General features: G+C 54.4%; 16 protein-coding genes. 5 read left to right on the top strand and 11 right to left on the bottom strand.

Features of this window, described 5'->3' with window-relative positions; genetic code table 11:
- Positions 1 to 343: 343 nt before the first annotated feature.
- From DFP98_RS32575 to DFP98_RS32550, 6 genes are all read right to left on the bottom strand, one after another.
- Entirely contained in the window at positions 344 to 961 is a 618-nt protein-coding gene (locus tag DFP98_RS32575; protein ID WP_116064810.1) for a hypothetical protein, read from the bottom strand.
- 250 nt (positions 962 to 1,211) lie between these two features.
- The gene (locus DFP98_RS32570) at positions 1,212 to 2,969 is read right to left on the bottom strand and encodes an ABC transporter ATP-binding protein (protein ID WP_116064809.1); all 1,758 of its coding nucleotides are present in this window, start codon (positions 2,967 to 2,969) and stop codon (positions 1,212 to 1,214) included.
- Between the two features lie 28 nt (positions 2,970 to 2,997).
- A complete protein-coding gene (locus DFP98_RS32565) occupies positions 2,998 to 4,740 on the bottom strand; it encodes an ABC transporter ATP-binding protein (protein WP_116064815.1) in 1,743 nt (580 codons plus the stop codon).
- Positions 4,741 to 4,898: 158 nt separating this feature from the next.
- Complete coding sequence (locus DFP98_RS32560; RefSeq protein ID WP_342772526.1) at positions 4,899 to 5,255, bottom strand: DUF6509 family protein; 357 nt, start codon at positions 5,253 to 5,255, stop codon at positions 4,899 to 4,901.
- Positions 5,256 to 5,260: 5 nt separating this feature from the next.
- Complete coding sequence (locus DFP98_RS32555) at positions 5,261 to 5,731, bottom strand: NUDIX hydrolase (RefSeq protein WP_116064808.1); 471 nt, start codon at positions 5,729 to 5,731, stop codon at positions 5,261 to 5,263.
- 30 nt (positions 5,732 to 5,761) lie between these two features.
- A complete protein-coding gene (locus DFP98_RS32550) occupies positions 5,762 to 7,249 on the bottom strand; it encodes a DUF4153 domain-containing protein (RefSeq protein ID WP_116064807.1) in 1,488 nt (495 codons plus the stop codon).
- 146 nt (positions 7,250 to 7,395) lie between these two features.
- On the opposite strand from DFP98_RS32550, the gene DFP98_RS32545 reads away from it, so the two are divergent.
- A complete protein-coding gene (locus DFP98_RS32545; RefSeq protein WP_116064806.1) occupies positions 7,396 to 9,186 on the top strand; it encodes an ABC transporter substrate-binding protein in 1,791 nt (596 codons plus the stop codon).
- A gap of 136 nt (positions 9,187 to 9,322) precedes the next feature.
- Here the strand turns inward: DFP98_RS32545 and DFP98_RS32540 are convergent, their stop codons facing one another.
- From DFP98_RS32540 to DFP98_RS32525, 4 genes are all read right to left on the bottom strand, one after another.
- Complete coding sequence (locus DFP98_RS32540) at positions 9,323 to 9,997, bottom strand: ABC-2 transporter permease (protein WP_116064805.1); 675 nt, start codon at positions 9,995 to 9,997, stop codon at positions 9,323 to 9,325.
- Positions 9,994 to 10,848, bottom strand: a complete 855-nt coding sequence (locus DFP98_RS32535) for an ABC transporter ATP-binding protein (protein ID WP_116064804.1) — start codon at positions 10,846 to 10,848, stop codon at positions 9,994 to 9,996. Before DFP98_RS32535 ends, DFP98_RS32540 begins: the two co-directional genes overlap by 4 nt.
- A 2-nt stretch (positions 10,849 to 10,850) precedes the next feature.
- Positions 10,851 to 11,231: a GntR family transcriptional regulator gene (locus tag DFP98_RS32530; RefSeq protein WP_425455570.1), complete on the bottom strand. Its 381-nt coding sequence runs from the start codon at positions 11,229 to 11,231 to the stop codon at positions 10,851 to 10,853.
- 165 nt (positions 11,232 to 11,396) lie between these two features.
- A complete protein-coding gene (locus DFP98_RS32525) occupies positions 11,397 to 12,326 on the bottom strand; it encodes a nitrilase-related carbon-nitrogen hydrolase (RefSeq protein ID WP_116064803.1) in 930 nt (309 codons plus the stop codon).
- 186 nt (positions 12,327 to 12,512) lie between these two features.
- Here DFP98_RS32525 and DFP98_RS32520 point away from each other — a divergent pair, with 186 nt between their 5' ends.
- Positions 12,513 to 13,061 carry a MerR family transcriptional regulator gene (locus tag DFP98_RS32520; RefSeq protein WP_116064802.1) on the top strand — a complete coding sequence of 183 codons (549 nt, stop codon included), beginning with the start codon at positions 12,513 to 12,515 and terminating at the stop codon, positions 13,059 to 13,061.
- 216 nt (positions 13,062 to 13,277) lie between these two features.
- On the top strand, positions 13,278 to 14,207 hold the full coding sequence (locus tag DFP98_RS32515) for a polysaccharide deacetylase family protein (RefSeq protein WP_116064801.1): 930 nt from the start codon (positions 13,278 to 13,280) through the stop codon (positions 14,205 to 14,207).
- Positions 14,208 to 14,267: 60 nt separating this feature from the next.
- On the opposite strand, the gene DFP98_RS32510 is transcribed toward DFP98_RS32515, so the two are convergent.
- Positions 14,268 to 14,849, bottom strand: coding sequence for a class I SAM-dependent methyltransferase (locus tag DFP98_RS32510; protein ID WP_116064800.1), 582 nt, complete (start codon positions 14,847 to 14,849; stop codon positions 14,268 to 14,270).
- A gap of 211 nt (positions 14,850 to 15,060) precedes the next feature.
- Here DFP98_RS32510 and DFP98_RS32505 point away from each other — a divergent pair, with 211 nt between their 5' ends.
- Positions 15,061 to 16,071, top strand: a complete 1,011-nt coding sequence (locus DFP98_RS32505; protein ID WP_116064799.1) for a MerR family transcriptional regulator — start codon at positions 15,061 to 15,063, stop codon at positions 16,069 to 16,071.
- Positions 16,058 to 16,744, top strand: coding sequence for a class I SAM-dependent methyltransferase (locus DFP98_RS32500; RefSeq protein WP_116064798.1), 687 nt, complete (start codon positions 16,058 to 16,060; stop codon positions 16,742 to 16,744). Before DFP98_RS32505 ends, DFP98_RS32500 begins: the two co-directional genes overlap by 14 nt.
- Positions 16,745 to 16,782: the final 38 nt, after the last annotated feature.

The raw sequence follows: 16,782 nt of genomic DNA, 5'->3' as shown, positions 1-16,782 counted from the left end.
AGGTTATGAATCTCCAGACCGATTCGAGGAAATGTACTACAAAAATAGAAATGAAATTGCGCTTAAAGAGTGTCCACTTTCTTGACAGAGGTCCAGTCAGACCGTTAGACGACCCGCCAACCGCCTTTTCCCCCTCGTTACGGTCTGTCAGACCGTTAGACAACCCGCCAACCGCCTTTTCCCTCCCGTTACGGTCTGTCAGACCGTAAGACGACCCGCCAACCGCCTTTTCCCTCCCGTTACGGTCTGTCAGACCATAAGACGACCCGCCAATCACCTTTTCCTCCTCGTTACGGTCTGTCAGACCGTTAGACGGAGCTCCCCTTAATGGGTATCCCTTTATCTAAAGCAACCGGCCTTTCGGAGTTAGACGGTAAGCACTAATACGCCTTGTTCCCGAAACTCCCTCTAGAATCTGTTTCTCGGTCAACTCCTTCACCTCTTTTCTCACAATCTTCTCCTTTTTCCCTAGACTGTCGCATGCCATCTCCACAGTAATCGGATTTACCGAGCGGGCAGCAAGGCGGACGATTTCCCGCTGATACAACGGAAGTTCAAGTAAACCTGCTCGCTCTTGCCTGTACCACTCCTCCATCATTCTTCGGATATATCTTTGGCAGTCTGCCGGGTCTTCTTTTAACTTATCAACCGAGAATCGCAAGATATTCCAGCTAGCCAAGGAGATCTCGTTCTGCCTGTCCAGTCCCCTTGTAAAAGTATTTCTGTCGATATCGCGAGCATGCGAACCAAATCCATCACATTCAATGCAGGTTAGTCTAGGATCGCGGATATATCCATAATCCATATAGATATATTTCCCATGCGTATCAACAAACTCATATTCGGGATATAGACCATCCAGGCTTCCTACGACAGGCCACCACGCTTGCTCTAGAAATAGTTTCTCCCCCAAATCCGTGACGCTCCTTGATTCTCCGTTGACGCTCTCCACGACTTTCATGAATATGTCGCTCTATCCACGATAGGTATTCCGTTTCGAAGAGCTTCTCCATCCCTCATTCACTCCCTTATAAAAAAATAACCGCCCCAGCCCCCAATCGGGTACTAGAGCGGTGTGCTTCACACGCTTATGTCCTTATAGAATCAAATTCTATCACATCAGTCAATAATCACACTATTTTTCAAAAGGCCCACAGACGATTATTCCACTTCAATATGTTCCTTTGCGCGAATGCAGCTACCCCCGCCAACTAGATAGCCAACGAAGCTTTCTCCCCCGTCTGAAGCTGGTACATTTTGAAGTAGCGGCCGCGGAGCGCCATCAGCTCGTCGTGGTTGCCGCGCTCGACGATCTCGCCGCGGTGCAGCACGAGAATTTGGCTAGCTTCGCGGATGGTGGACAGTCGATGAGCGATAACGAGCGTCGTCCGGCCTTCGCTAACGACTTTGAGCGCCCGTTGGATCAGGCCTTCCGTCTCGCTATCGATGCTGGCCGTCGCTTCGTCGAGGATCAAGATAGACGGGTCGAACGCCAGCGCTCGAGCAAAAGAGATTAATTGCCGCTGACCCGACGACAGCGTGCTTCCCCGCTCGACGACCGGTTCGTCGTATCCGCGCGGAAGCTGCTCGACGAACGAGGCCGCGCCGACGTCGGCCAGCGCCCGCTTGACCTGCTCCAGCGAGATCTCCTTATTATAAAGGCTCACGTTGAACTTGATATCCCCTGCAAACAGGTACGGATCCTGCAGCACGATGCCCATATGCTTGCGAAGCTGCTGCTTGGACAGCGTCGTAATGTCGACGTCGTCGATTGTAATTCGTCCCAAACCCGGCTCATAGAAGCCCAGCAGCAGATTGATGATCGAGCTTTTGCCCGATCCCGTATGGCCGACGAGCGCAACCGTCTCCCCCTGGCGGGCAGTGAAAGAAATGTTCTTCAGCACGTGATCGTCGTCGTTATAGGCGAAAGTGACGTTCTCGAACTTCACCTCTCCTTTAGGCTTAACGGCCCCCGAAGTCTCCTCGACCTCTCTGCCTTCCATATCGAGGATGGCAAACACTTTGTCCGCGGAGACGAATGCCCGTTGCGCGTTCATAAGCTGATCGAATATCCCGATAATCGGATTGAAGATACGCCCCAGGTAGTCAATAAATGCGTACAGCACGCCAAAAGACAACGCGGCGCCGGCGATCGACAGATTGCCGAAATGCCAGATGACGAACGCGGTAACCAAGCTGCCGATCGTTCCGACGATATTCCGCGAAGAGAGGGAGAAGATCCGGAACTGCTTCACCTGCGCGACGTAACGGTCCTCGTTCAGTCGCTCAAACTCCTCCAGCGTCGCCTTCTCCCGACGGAAAGCCTGAAGGATCGGCATGACGAGGATCGACTCGTTGATCATTGCGTTCATATCGCTGAGTCTAGCGCGCATGATCGCGACGTATTTCTTGGAATACTTCAAATGAAAGTACATAATGACCGCAAATATTGGCGGAAGTGCCAACGTGTATAGAGCAAGCTCCACATCCAAAATGAAGAGAGCGATGTATATCCCAAGCAGATGAGCAAAGCTGACGACGAAAGTCGCCATAAAGCTCATGAACAGCTCCCGGATCGCCTCCGTGTCGTTGGCTACTCGCGAGACGATCTGTCCCGCCGGCGTATTATCGAAATAGCCAAGAGGGATACGCTGGATGTGACGCATAACGTCCATTCTCATATTTTTGATAATTCGAAGCGCCGTAGCCTGCAGCAAGTAAGACTGCGAGAAGTTCAATACGCCTGACAGCGACACCAAGCCGATGTAAAAGGCGAGTAAAACCAGTACGGGACCGATATCTCCCGTCGGCGGAGACAAATGCCCGTCTATGATCGTCTTGACAATGAACGGCCCGGCAAGCTCCGCTCCTACAGAGCAAAGCAGAATCGCCAATGCGCCGATAATTCGATATTTGTAGACGAGCGCATAAGAGAGCAGCCTGCTCCCCGTTGATCGTTGGGAATTCATACAAGCCTCCGATCCTGATGGATTCGATTTATTCTTCCAAGCCGGCTTCCATCTGTTGGCGGTCCCACTGCTGTCTGTACCATCCGCCCAACAGCATTAATTGCTCGTGAGTGCCCTCTTCCTTGACGCGCCCTTCGTCCAGCACAACGATCCAATCGGCATGGCTGACGGCGGACAGGCGATGCGTCGTGATCAACGTCGTCTTGCCGGCGCGCTCGCGACGGATGTTAGCCACAATGCGGCTCTCCGTCCTTGCGTCCACTGCCGACAAGGAGTCGTCCAGCAGCAGCACCTCCGCGTCGACGAGCAGCGCTCGGGCGATCGAGAGCCGCTGCTTCTGGCCCCCGGACAGCATGACGCCGTTCTCGCCGATCAGCGTCTCCAGCCCTTGCGGCAGTTGGGCGACATCGCCGGTGAAGGACGCCATCTCGACCGCCCGATCGATCTCCTCCGCCGTAGCGTCCGGCTTGCCAAGCGCGATATTGTCGCGAATCGTCTTGGAGAGCAGCAGGTGCTCTTGCGGCACGTACGCCATCCACATCTTCATTCGCTCTATCGCGATGTTTTCCGCCGGGACGTCCGACACGAACAGCATGCCGGCGGATAAGGGGTACTGCCGCAGAAGCTGCTTCAGCAGGGTGCTCTTGCCGCTGCCGGTTTTGCCGACGATCCCCAGCGTCTGCCCGCGATTCAGTCGCACCGTGACGTCGACCAGACTAGGTACATTTGCGGACGGATACGTAAACGACAGCGCCTTCATTTCGATCGATTCCGGAATCGCCGGCTCTACCGGCGCCTCCGCATCCTGCACGTCGGCTTTCTCGGCCAGCACTTCGTCCAGCCGCCCCGCCGAAGCGCTGCCTCTCTGCAGCACATTAATGAACTCGCCGAAAGAGATCATCGGCCAGATCAGCATTCCCAGATAAATATTAAAGGTCACAAGCTGGCCAAACGAGATTTCGCTTTGGAACACGAGATAAGAACCATAGCCGATCCCGATCGCAAAGCTTGCGCCCACGATGAAAGAGATTAAGGGATGGAATAGCGCGTTCAATATCGCTACTCTGCGGTTTTTGTCCATGACGTCGCTCGTCAACCGATCGAAGGCCTGCAAGTCGTCCTTCTCCTGAACATAGGAACGGATAACGCGAATGCCGGAAATCGCTTCCAAAACGTGGTCGTTCATACGGCCGAACGATTCCTGAGCCGCCATGAATCTTCCTCGAACGACGCCCCCAAGCTTGCTGATGACTACGACAAGCAGCGGCAGCGGAATCAGTGCGGCAAGCATCAGCTTGGCGCTGATAAAGCTAAGCATCATTATGACGACGACCGATATACCGACCAGGGTGTTCACAAGCGTCATAACGCCGTACCCGGCCGTCTGTCCGATCGCGGACACGTCGTTGGTCGCCAATGCCATCAGTTGTCCCGTACTGCGGCGCTGGAAGAACGAAGGGCGCATTCGGGTCAGATGCTTGAGCAGCCTTGAACGAAGCAGCTTCTCGATCAGCACGGAATTGCCAAATAAGTTAGTTATCCATATATAGACGAAGACATACGTGAGCAACGAAAGGCCCGCAAGAATCAAAACCGTCCGGCTCAGCTCCGCGGCGGTGAGCGCCCCCTTCTCCATCACGTCGATCTCGTTCCCGATCAACCGGGGAGGAATCATCGAGAGCAAGCTGACCAGCGTCATTAAACCGATAGCCAGAGTGTAGCTGCCCCATCTTTCCTTGAAAAACCACTTCAGTCGAATTACGAACGACAGTGTCTCCGCCCTCCCATTTTCCAATTTCTGTGCGCATGCTTCGATATTAACCGTTCCGTCAGTTCGCGTCTACGCGAACACAACCTTAAATTTGAAACAAAAAAAGGCAGCAAACCCCGGTTGAAATGTGGGAAATTTGCTGCTCTGAGCTGTCTCGATTATTCGTCGCCCTCCGAATAATGCGCCTTGCAGAAATCGGCCAGCGCCGCCTCTTCTTCGTCCTCCAGTTCGGCATCGATGTAACGTCCCGCAGCTTTCTCATACAGTCCGTAGCTTACGACGCTTCCCTGCTCTCCGTCCACCTTGTAGACGGCCTTGATTTCGATTCCGTTCGCGGAATACAGATCGTCTTCCTCGTCGAGATCCAGCTCGATGACGAACTCGTAACGCTTTCCCGACAAAATCCGAAAAGGGTCCTTTATCAATTCCACGCTGTACTCGGTTACCGCCAGCATTTTCTCATCCTTCCTTGCGCTCGATGTCCTCATTATACACATTTCTACGTACATGACCATGAAGACTATGCCTCCTTCCGCTTGGCATGAACCAAATAGCCCAACTTAGCAAGCACCCGTCCCGTAAACGGGTTCAACTCCTCGATCGGCGCTTCCGGATCAAAATAGCCCAGCTCCAAACCTTCTTGATCATTTACCTGCGGCGTCCCTTCGGCTCCGATAGCCTCGTACACGGCCATAACGTTGTAGACCTCGTCGCCATGAGGATAGCAGTAGTACATGTCTCTGCCGGAAAACAAATCGATCAGCCGAAACCTCCTGGCCGTCAGCCCCGTCTCTTCCCATAGCTCCCGGGCTGCCGCTTCCTCCAGCGATTCGCCGGGCTCCAGCGCCCCTCCGATCGTTCCCCAATCTCCGCTGTCCGAGCGTCTTTGCAGCAGCAGCCGTCCTCTCTCGTCGAACACCAGCACGCAAGCGCCGGCCATTATTAAAGGGCGCGTCCCGACAACCTCACGCAATTCCGCTATGTAGCCCAATTTCCTCGTCTCCTTTTTTCCCGCAGGGGATTAGTTAGGGTTGGATATGGTGTGCACGGCTTTCTTGGCCGAATAGACGGACAGGTTAAAGGACTGCCAATCCCGGCTTTCGTCGATCAGTCTCGCCCGACGGTTGACCAGCAACTCCTTCAGTTCCGCGTCCTGACGCTCCACGGCGAAATCGACGAGAGTCGGAATCGCGTCCGCCGACAGATTGTTCAGATAATACCGATCGATCTTCCCCGTCTCCTCGAAGCGCGCAATGTTGTTTTCCGCGATGAGCCGATCCATGCCGACATAGTTAAGCAGGGTGTAGGCGGCCAAGCTGAGAATGATAAAACATTTCGCCATCGGCACAAGGGTGGTGCGGATACGAAGCGCCGCGATCAGCAGCAGGAATGCCAGATAAATCATAAATGCATGAACGAGAAACCGGATGTACGTGTACCCATATACCTCCTCGTACATGGCCAATCGAATATAAGCCGAATACAGCATAACGCCCGAACAGCCGACCAAGACGTACAGCAGGAAGTTGAGGACGCCCTTCCTCGTTCCCGAGAACGTCAGCGAAACGATCAGCAGCGCGAAATTGATCGCCGATACGGCTACCAGCTCGCCGAAGCCTCTCCGGGCATACTCCGCATAAGTCGTTCCGTCCGGAAGCATACCGTCCCAGGCTCCGAACAAGTAGGAAAATTGGATAACCACGAACAGCACGTAGACCGCGTTGACCGCCAGCAACAGCGTCGTCAGCACGACCGAGTCGATGTTCGGCTTCGGAGATGACGAAATGTCCTCTTTGTCTGTAGCGGCTTTGCGGGGCCGCGGCGGTTTGGCGAAGCTCCAATAATAGATCGCGAACAGAATGCCGAATACGACGATCCACAGCGTTCTTCCGAACAACTCGCCCAGAGAGAAGCGGCTCATCCACCCCGGAATGCCGTTCAGAAGCTTGTTAAAAGCGCCGTCCGCCGAAGCCAGCAAAGGAATGACGACGAATAGCAGCGGGGTCGCGAAGACGAGACCGATCACGATTTTGGTCGCGGTTTTCTGACGTTCGCCGTCCAGCCTTCTGAACAGTGCAGCGCGCAGCGTCCGGAACACTCGAGGAATCTGCAGCAGACTGCGCGGAATGAGATGGGCGAGCGCTTCGCCGATGATCCGAATGTCCCACCACGCAATTCGGTTCGAGCCGCGCAGCACGGCGAGATGAACAAAAACCAAGCCGGGAATCGCCAGCAGGTTAAGCACCCGAAAGATCGGGTTGTAGAACAGTCCGTAGGTTAGCGATAGAAGCAGGATCACTGCGAGCAGAAACCAGGCGAAGCCCGTCGCCTCCTTCAGCCGCCCCTTCCAATCGTGGAACAGGTACACGTACAGAAATACAATGAAGAGGAAGAAGGAGATTCCCGGATTGTGATCAAAAAACAAATATTGATGAACTGCGGCAAGCGCAAAAGCGCCGATCAACGCAAGCAAAGAGCTTCCGATTAAGGGTTTGCGGGATGAGAGCAAATCCGTCCCTCCGTTTCCTCGGTTTCTAATGCCTATTGTAGATGTTAAAATAGGAAGATAAATAGAAACTAATCGTTGGAAAATTTCCTATTTTATTGGCCGGGTTAAAGGATTAGAATACGGGGAACGGAAAGGAGTGGCGGACGATGAAGCTGCATCAACAATTTCTGCTGCTGCACTCTCGATTCGGAGGCGCGGAATCGGCGCTGACGACGCTGGACGAGCTTGCCAAGCTGCTCGACTGCACTCCGCGCAATGCCGCCAACATCGTCCGGTCGATGAGCCGGAACGGGTGGATTGCGTGGGAATCGACTCGCGGCAGAGGTCGTCGCTCGACGCTAAGTTTCCTTGCGCAGGCGGAAGACATCGCGGCCCAGGCAATGCTGCAGGCGATTAATCGCAAGGACGTTGCTCGCGCGATAGGCCAGATTAAGATTCATCGCAACTCCTCCACGCTGCAGGAGCATCTGCAGGGACGACTGCTCTCCTATTTCGGCCACCACGTCGAGACAAGCAACGACCGGCAGATCGATACGCTGCGCATCCCAATCCGCCAACCCCTCCACACGGTAGACCCCTTATATATGAACTTGTTGGCCGAATCCTTCGTCGCTAGCCACGTGTTTGACGGACTGGTGCGGCGCTCGGATACCGGAGACGACATAAAGCCGGGCATCGCCCACGCTTGGGACACGGACGACAGCCGCAGGAGGTGGACGTTCTACTTGCGCAAGGAGGTGCTGTTCCATCACGGGAAGGTGCTTAGCGCAGACGATGTCGTTTATACTTTCGAGCGTCTGGTGCGATCCCCGCGAAGAACGCTGTATAGTTTTATCTACAAGCAGATCAAGACCGTGCGGGCGCTTAATCCGACCGTCGTCCGCTTCGAGCTGGAGGAGCCGAACGAGCTGTTCCTCCCGTTTCTGTGCACGAGTCGCGCGGCCATCGTCCCGAAGGATCTGAACCAACTCGGAAGTTATCGCTTCGGCACGGAGCCGGTCGGCACGGGACCGTTCAAGGTGACGCAGATGAATGAAACGGTGTGTATGATGGAAGCGTTCGGACCGTGTTTTCAAGGGCGGGCTCATCTGGACCGGGTGGAGATCGTGCATGTTCCTTGGGCGGCCGAAGCGATGACGGGCGACGGCCACAGGACGGGGGCAGCGGAGGGTGGCTCTGGCTCTGCCCCGGATCAGTCCTCCCCCTTCCACGTCATTCCGAACGCCTCTGCCGGAAACTCTGGATGGAGCCGAATCCACTCGGAGACGACCGTGCGCAAATTTGTCACATGCAACACGCAAAAAGCCGGACCGTTGACCGATCCGGCGTTGCGAGAGCATTTGTTCGGCTGCTTGGAGAAAGTTGAAGAAAGCGAGGGCGATTCTGCGGAGGCAGCGGCGAGCGGTACGAGAACCTCTTCAGAAAACGCCGAGCTTCCGCCGTCCCCCTCCGAACAGGCCCCGGTGCTTTTACGGATCGCGACGATTCTGCCGTACAAAGCCGATGCCGAAGCGTTGGCCGACGCCCTCGGGCGATATGGCTACGATTGCGAGGTGTCGGCCGTCTCACCTGAGGAGTTCAAGGGAGAGATTCGTCTGGAATCCGACCTCATTCTGTTCTCGCTGCTGCGCGACCAGGACGAAGAACTACGGCTATACGACTCGTACCGGACAATGGCCGAACATGTCGACGCCCATACTCGCATCGACATCGAACGGTTGCTATCCCTCGTGCTTAGAGAGCCGAATTCCGAGGATCGGCTCCAAAGTCTGAACAAAATCGAGTCGCTGCTTATCCGAGAACGGAATTTGCACATCCTGTCGGAAAAGCCGTTACCGACCGCATACGTTCCCACTGTGCGCGGCGTCACCTTCAACTCCCAGGGCTGGGTTAACCTGCGCACGCTGTGGTTTCCTCCGGCTACGGCGGGGGAATAGGCGCCTATGGAAGGAGCCGTGCTGCTAACACGACTCCTCCTGGCACAGTAGCCGCTTCAAAGGCGGTCGGCTTCAGGAAAAACGGATATGGAAATAGACCGCATTCCTATTGCGTTGGGGGCGGTCTATTTGTTTTCTACTGAATCTCCATACTCTCAATCGTCTTGATGCTCTTGGCGCAAGACAGGCTAACTACCGCAGCGCCCGCTACCGTAAAGAAAACTAGGATGAGCAGGCTTCCATGCTCGATATAGTACGTGTAGATGCGATTAAAAATATCTTCGCCGAACGAGGTGTACTTGACCAACGCAACTACCCCGCCGATGGCAATAGCCACAATCGCTCCAATGATGGACATCGCGACTTGGGCTTTTTCCGGACCGTGTTTAATTTGATATTGCATCGTCAGGATGAGGATGGACAACATCGCGACACCAACGCTGTACACTCTCGTGAAAATATCGGAAAAGCCGATGTCCCAATCCGCAACTGCCGCGAAAACCCCGGCGATGATCGTCATAACCACCGTAGAGCAGATCGTAGCCAACAGCAGCAGCACATACTTCTGAACGACATATTGCCTCTTCTTGATCGGCAGCGTAAGCAAATACATTAAGCCGTGATTCTGCTGGTCAACCGTCAAAGCGCTCAAAACAACCATGGAAACGACCATTAAAAACACAGACATTCCAACCATGATACCTATTCGACCAAATATAGCCAAACTGCATATTGCCAAAATAAACATTAATACGACAGCCAGCTTTTGCTTTTTCAAGACCAACAAATCCTTTACCCACAAACCCTTCATTGTTCCTCCCCCTTCGCCAGCAGCATCAACACTTCGTCAATGGAACCTTTTTCGATCGCAATCTTGGGGTAATTTTCCTGATAGTATCTTCTCTCGTTCGTTAGACAGGCGTACCCGTAACTTCTCTTTTTAGCGGCTAAAATAAACTCTTGCTCCAACGAAGAATATTCTTGCTCGGAAACCTTCAAAATCCCGTAATGGTTTAGCAGGTTGTCGGTTTCCTCCTGTAAAATAATTTTCCCGTCATCGATCAAAATAATAAAATCGCATAATTGCTCCAGATCGCTCGAGATATGCGAGCTGATTAATACGCTTCGATTGTTTTTCTGATCCAGGTAATCCTGCAGCATTCCTAATATTTCATTCCGCACAATAACGTCTAAACCCGATGTCGGCTCATCCAATAGCAAAAAGTCGGCTTCGTGAGACATTGCTAGCAGCAACTTCAGTTTCGTTTGCATGCCTGTCGAGAAGTTCTTCACCTTTTTATCGAGGGGCAGCTGCAGTCGATTGCATTTCTGATCAAATTCGGCCGCATTAAATTGAGCGGAATAGGTAGCGATCATAACCTGTTTAATTTCAGCAATCGTCAGCTGTTCAGAAAAGAAGCTATGGGGGAAAGTAACGCCAATACGCGCTTTGTCGGCCTCCGTAAGATGGGCAACGGATCGTCCGAATAAGTTGATTTCACCTTCGTCCGGGCGGAGCAACCCCAAAATCGAACGAAACAGGGTCGTCTTCCCTACTCCATTGCGACCGACCAAGCCCACGACCTGGTCCTCTTCAATTCGAAAAGAACAGTCCAATTGGAAATTATTGTACTTTTTCTTTAAGTCTTTTACTTCTAACATGGTTATCCCTCCAGAAGCAAATTAAATAATTCCTGTAGATCACCATTGGAAATTCCGTAGTGCTTCGCTTTTTTGATTGCAGACTCCAGCTCCGACTCGATTTCTTTTTGTCGCGCTTCCTTCTCAAGCTCCAGATTAAATGGAGCGACAAAGCTGCCTTTGCCGTGAACGGTAACAATCAATCCCGATTCTTCAAGAGCGTCGTAAGCCTTCTTCACCGTCAGGGCGCTAACGTTTAGTTCTTTGGCTAAGCTTCTTACGGAAGGTAAAGGATCGTTCTCTCTTAAGCTTCTTTTTACGATTTGTCCTTTAAACTGCTCAATGATTTGTTCATAAATCGGAATCATCGATGAATGCTGAATGATGATATTCAGGTTAATCACCTCTCCCTTACAATAAACAGTATACAACAGTGTATATCAGTGTCAACTGTCAAATCTAACATGAATGAAGTAAGCATTGGCGCCTTAACCGAAAATTCCAAGAGGGGTGCAACAGGCCGCCGCCTGTCGCACCCCTCTTTTTGCCCAACGCACTCACGGATTGCCTTAACGACCGGACTCAAGCTCCTCTGCAAGCTGCCGATACAGCTCCGGCTTGCGATCGTAGAACGGAACAACCCCTCCGCTTGAACGGTTGTCCTGCAGAGATTCGAAGTTCAGGTCGGCGAGCACCATAGCATCGGCATTCGTCTCCCCTACGGCCAGAATGCCATCCGGCGCAAAAGGAAAGTCGCACGGCGCGAACGCCCCCGCCTGGCTATAGGCCGTATCCACCTGAGGCCGCTCCTCGGCCAGCGTGCCGACAAGCCCGCTAAGCACGACGAACAGTTGATTTTCGACCGCTCGCGCCTGCGCGCAGAAACGTACCCGATGGTATCCGTGCGCGCTTTCGGTGTACGAAGGACATAGAATCGTCTCCGCTCCTCTAAGCGCCGCGGCTCTAGCCAGCTCCGGGAATTCGATGTCGTAGCACGTCAAGATGGCCATCCGTCCCCACTGCGTATCGAATACATTGAGAGCGTCCCCCGGAGACAGAGGCCAGTGTCTCTGTTCCTCCGGCGTCAGATGAATTTTGCTCTGAGCTTCGACCCGGCCGTCGGGAAAAAGCAGAAACGCCCGGTTCACGAACCCTTTAGGGTCTCGCACGGCATTCTCCAAGGCTCCGCTTCCCTCCGCACGATCCCTCCTGCATACGTGGGTCCCCGCCAAGATCGCAATACCGTTCTCCCTGCTCAGCTCGCCGAAAAATCGCAAGTACTCGTCCGTCTTTCCGTCCAAATAAGCGCATGCATCGTCATAAGACAACGGCGGCAGCAGACTCAGCAAATGCGCGGTCGTATATTCGGGGAACACAATCATCTCCGCTCCCTGCGCGGTCGCGCTCCGAACTTTATCCGCGATTCCGGTCCAGAACTGTTCTTCGGAAGCAATATCCGTCAACCCGTATTGGGTCGTGGCGATGGTCAGCTTTGTCATAGACTCTCCTTTAATAAACCCTGATGTCCTTCATTGTACCACGACTTCGCTCGCTGCATGGCCCCGCCCCTCCGCGATTTTGCACTTTGTTTGCCGAATCGCCACTACCTTTGTCGCCCCCGCAGGGGGAAGGAAACGAATATCGAATAGGGTTAAAAAAGAATGCTGCGATTGGAGTGAACGTCGATGAACAATTTGAAAACGAGAGAGGCGGCGGAGCGGCTCGGTGTAAGCCAAACTACCATTAAGCGCTGGGCGGCCCACTACCCCGCTTCCTTCCGCAAGGACCCGCTGGGACACTACGTGTTCTCTCAGCGCGAGTTCGCCCTGCTTCAGCATATCCAGAGCGAGATCGAACGCGGGCATACGCTTGAGCAAATTACCCTTCCGGGCGCTTCCGCTTCAGCGGACAAGCCTGCCGACCCCCCTTCATCTCCAACAATCGGCGCAGATCAGAGAGAGCTCTTGCTGCGTATCTTCGAGGTTGAGCGCTCACTGGACCAGAAGGCGGACGAGGTCGTCTCCGCGCAGGTGCGCCAGCATCGCGCCGAGCTGGAGGAACTGCGCCGAACCGTCGTACAGCTCGCGGCCGCCATCGAAACGCTGGAGAGCCGGACAACGAAGCTCGGCTCTCCGGCGAAAACCGATGAACCGCGCCTGCCGCCCGCTCAGCCGTCCGTCCAGCAGATTTCTTTGCCGGAGCGGAAAAAGAAGCTGTTCCGAACCTTCTTCTGACAGAACTGTCTTCTATGGACAACCTTCCGACAAAAAGTTTAAAAAACCGCAAGAAATCCTCCAACTTTTTGGCCGCTGTTACGTCTAATAGGATAACCAAAGAGAACGGACAGCGAAGTCGATCGCTGCAGTCGGGGATGGGGATCCCGACTGCGCCGATCATCCCCGAGCGCCTCTCTTTTCTGGTTGGGAAGAGGAAACGTGGAGGATACAGCTATGAGGGGAACAAAATTTTTCGGGCGCGGCTTGCTTGGCGCGTTCTGTATTGTGATGCTATCGATGGCTCTTGTCGGATGCTCTCTTATTCGGGAGGCGCAGTTTGTCGGAATGACGGGAGGCGGCTCCGCCGACACGGCGACAAGCTCCTCCAACATAGAATCCGGTCAGGAAACTGCGGTATTCGCAGACGCTGACCCTTCAGAGGCGAAACAGGAAGCCGGTACGGCCGTCCATCCTTCCGAGCAAGGCGGCGGCAAGCTTCTGCCGCCCCCGAGCAAGCCCAAGAATGACACGAATGAAAAGAAAGACACGAAGTCTCGGCCCCATGTCGCCTTAACGTTCGATGACGGCCCGGACCACAAGTATACGGAGCAAATTCTGGATATCCTTAAGGAATACGACGTCAAAGCGACCTTCTTTCTCGTCGGTACCCAAGTCAAGAAATACCCGGAAATCGCCAAGCGAATCGTTGACGAAGGTCACGCCCTGGGCAACCATTCCTGGTCTCACGCCGACTTGACGAAGCTGTCGGCCAAGGACGTCGCCCAACAGATCGACAAAACTCAGCAAATCATCAAGCAAGCGACCGGCGTTTCTCCGCGGCTGATGCGCGCTCCTTACGGCGCTCTGTCGAAGAGCGTGTTGGAGACGATTCACAAAGCCGACATGAAACACGTTGCTTGGACGGTCGACACTAAGGACTGGGCGGGCACCTCCGTCTCGGATATGTACAAGAACGTTATGAGCAATACCCGTAAAGACGGAATTATTCTGATGCATTCCTTCGGAGGACGCAAGGACGCACTCGACCATACAGTTAAGCTGTTGCCGAAAATTATCAAAGACTTGCAAAAAGATGGTTACGATCTCGTAACAGTAGATGAGATGATCGATTCTGGCGATTACAAAACCTCAGCGATTAAATAATAACGCAAGAAGCCGTCCTGCCGATCTGAACCGGTCTCGGGGCGGCTTCTTGCGCTATTATTATTTGCGGTATACGTATATCCTTGTCCTGTACAGGTCCGAGCAAGTCACGACCCGTTCCGGCTGCCAATCCGGCAAGGCGAAGCAGACGCTGACGACGTGCGCGCCGGGCCTCAGCTGCTCTGCCAGCAGCGGACCGAAACGCCGCATCGCCCCCGAATACAAATACGCGACGACTGCATCGGCTTCCCGGTACGAGACATCGTAGAGATTGCCCCTGCGAAAACTAACGGAGCGGCCAGGACCCTCTCGGCGCGATAAGCGCCAGCTTCCCGCCGCGATCCAGGCAGCAAGCTTGGATAGGATTAGCGGAACCGGCGAATTTTCCACGCCTTCCACCCTCCAATTCTTGCAATGCCGTCCCAGATACAGGCCAAGCGTTCCCCAACCCGATCCGGCCTCTACGAGCACCCCCTCGCTGTTCAACCGATTGACTTCCTCAGCCACAGCTCGCATAACGCGCGGCGAAGTGGGTGTCGGCGTTATGCCGTTTCTCCAGCTTGTCCAGACGATCGAGCAAACGACCAGAAGGGCCAGCGCTGCGATGGCCAGCGTGATTGTTTCGACTATCCCCAAGTTCATACCTTCCCCCATGCGACTGCTGCCTGATCTCAAACCATCGTTCGCGAATACTGCTACCATACATGCCGGCGCCGCTTCCTGCAAGAGGGGAGCGGCGTTATTGCATTTTGCGCTCGCAGCGTCCTTCCGCTCCTTTCCTCCCCCAATCCCAAATCCCCTCTTTACCTTGACCTTAGGTCAACGTTTACAATAGAGCCGAGGGGGAAGGGCCGTGAACATTAAAGAAGCTGCCGACAAACTGGGGATCACGCCGCGTACGATCCGTTTCTACGAGAAGAAGGGACTGCTCTCGCCCGCCAAGCAACAAAACAACCTTTATCGCTCCTTCTCCGAGCAGGACCTCTGGCGGCTGCAGACGATCGTGGCGCTGCGCGAAGCCCATCTGTCGCTATCCGATATTAAGCAGGCGCTGGAGAAGTTGGAGCGCAACGGAGTGGAGGAGCTCCGCTATTACTTGGAGATGCAGCGCTCGGCGCTGATGTCCGAGTGGCTTCAGCTCAAGCAGGCGGTGGAGACCACCGACCGCATGATCGAGCTGGTGCAGCGCGAACGAACGCTGCCTCTGGAGCATCTTTTTGGATTGGCGAACGCTTCGAAGCAGCTACGAGAACAACGCGCCGGCTGGAAGGATCGCTGGGACTTTAATCGTCTGGCGCCAACCCACGACGAACGCGTGGCAGCCAATGAGGGAGATTACGCAGATTACGAGGATGCCTTGGAGAGAGTTGTTCGGCTAATCCGTCCGCAACAGAACGAACGCGGACTAGACATCGGGACCGGAACCGGCAATCTGGCAGGCAAATTTCTCACCGCGAGCTGCCACATGTCCGCCGTCGACCAATCCCGCGAAATGCTTCGGCTCTGCCGGGAGAAGCATCCGGAGATAGAGACAAGATTAGGCAACTTCCTTGCGCTGCCTTTTTTGCGAGAGCAATTCGACTTCGTCGTCACCAGCTTCGCATTCCACCACCTGACCGGCAATCAGCAGCAGCTTGCGTTGGAGGAGATGGATCGGGTGTTAAAGCCGGGAGGTCGGATCGCTATCGCCGATCTGATGGCATCGGCAGAGGAGGGGGATCGTCCGACCTCCAGCTATCCTGAAGCTCGCACGCTAAGTCATTGGTTCGAGAATCGCAACTACTTCGTGCAGCTCTGTCGCCTTAACGAGCGTCTGCACATTTTATATGCCGACAAAAAGGAGCATCCGTATGCCGGATCATGACGACATCTACCGCGAAGAGGCCGCACAATACCACGAAATGATTGCTAGACAACCCAATCTGCTGCCTGTGATTGAAGAAATCGTTCCGATCGAAGGGTTGGACATCGTCGACATGGGCGCCGGCACCGGACGACTGTCGGCCGTTCTCGCTCCGGCAGCCAAATCACTGGTCGCCTTGGACGCTGCGGAAGCGATGCTGAGCATTACAGCCGAGCGGCTGCAGGAAGGCGGTCTCGACAATTGGTCCGTTCAAGTCGCCGATCATCGCGAGCTTCCGCTGCCCGACAACAGCGCGGATCTGATCGTCTCGGGCTGGAGCGTCTGCTACCTCGCGAGCAGCAACGTTCCGGAGTGGGAGCGGAACCTGGAGCTTGTTATCGGCGAGATCAAACGAATCCTTCGACCGGGAGGTACGGTTATCCTGTTCGAGACGATGGGCACCGGCAGCGAGACCCCCTCCCCGCCGGAATTTCTGCTTCCGTACTACCGCAAGCTAACGGAGGTTTACGGTTTCTCCCACCGCTGGATTCGCACCGACTACGAATTCGCCGACGCCGAGCAGGCGGAACGGCTGGCCCGCTTCTTCTTCGGAGACGAGCTGGGAGACCGAGTTGCCGCCGACAAGCTTACCCGTTTGCCCGAATGCGCGGGCGTCTGGTGGCTGAAACTTTAATGAATGACAGTCGTGTCACACGCCAACTTTAAATGAAA

Source organism: Cohnella phaseoli (genome assembly GCF_003386235.1).
GTDB classification, from domain to species: domain Bacteria; phylum Bacillota; class Bacilli; order Paenibacillales; family Paenibacillaceae; genus Cohnella; species Cohnella phaseoli.
The sequence above is the reverse complement of the archived record's forward strand: the minus strand, read 5'-3'. Positions and strand labels throughout refer to the sequence as shown.

Excerpts from the sequence above, each read along its gene's own strand:
- DFP98_RS32515 (WP_116064801.1), top strand. The coding sequence starts at position 13,278 with ATGAGGGGAACAAAATTTTTCGGGCGCGGCTTGCTTGGCGCGTTCTGT.
- DFP98_RS32570 (WP_116064809.1), bottom strand. The coding sequence starts at position 2,969 with ATGAATTCCCAACGATCAACGGGGAGCAGGCTGCTCTCTTATGCGCTC.
- DFP98_RS32510 (WP_116064800.1), bottom strand. The coding sequence starts at position 14,849 with ATGAACTTGGGGATAGTCGAAACAATCACGCTGGCCATCGCAGCGCTG.
- DFP98_RS32575 (WP_116064810.1), bottom strand. The coding sequence starts at position 961 with ATGAAAGTCGTGGAGAGCGTCAACGGAGAATCAAGGAGCGTCACGGAT.
- DFP98_RS32535 (WP_116064804.1), bottom strand. The coding sequence starts at position 10,848 with ATGTTAGAAGTAAAAGACTTAAAGAAAAAGTACAATAATTTCCAATTG.
- DFP98_RS32545 (WP_116064806.1), top strand. The coding sequence starts at position 7,396 with ATGAAGCTGCATCAACAATTTCTGCTGCTGCACTCTCGATTCGGAGGC.
- DFP98_RS32520 (WP_116064802.1), top strand. The coding sequence starts at position 12,513 with ATGAACAATTTGAAAACGAGAGAGGCGGCGGAGCGGCTCGGTGTAAGC.
- DFP98_RS32560 (WP_342772526.1), bottom strand. The coding sequence starts at position 5,255 with ATGGTCATGTACGTAGAAATGTGTATAATGAGGACATCGAGCGCAAGG.
- DFP98_RS32525 (WP_116064803.1), bottom strand. The coding sequence starts at position 12,326 with ATGACAAAGCTGACCATCGCCACGACCCAATACGGGTTGACGGATATT.
- DFP98_RS32540 (WP_116064805.1), bottom strand. The coding sequence starts at position 9,997 with ATGAAGGGTTTGTGGGTAAAGGATTTGTTGGTCTTGAAAAAGCAAAAG.
- DFP98_RS32500 (WP_116064798.1), top strand. The coding sequence starts at position 16,058 with ATGCCGGATCATGACGACATCTACCGCGAAGAGGCCGCACAATACCAC.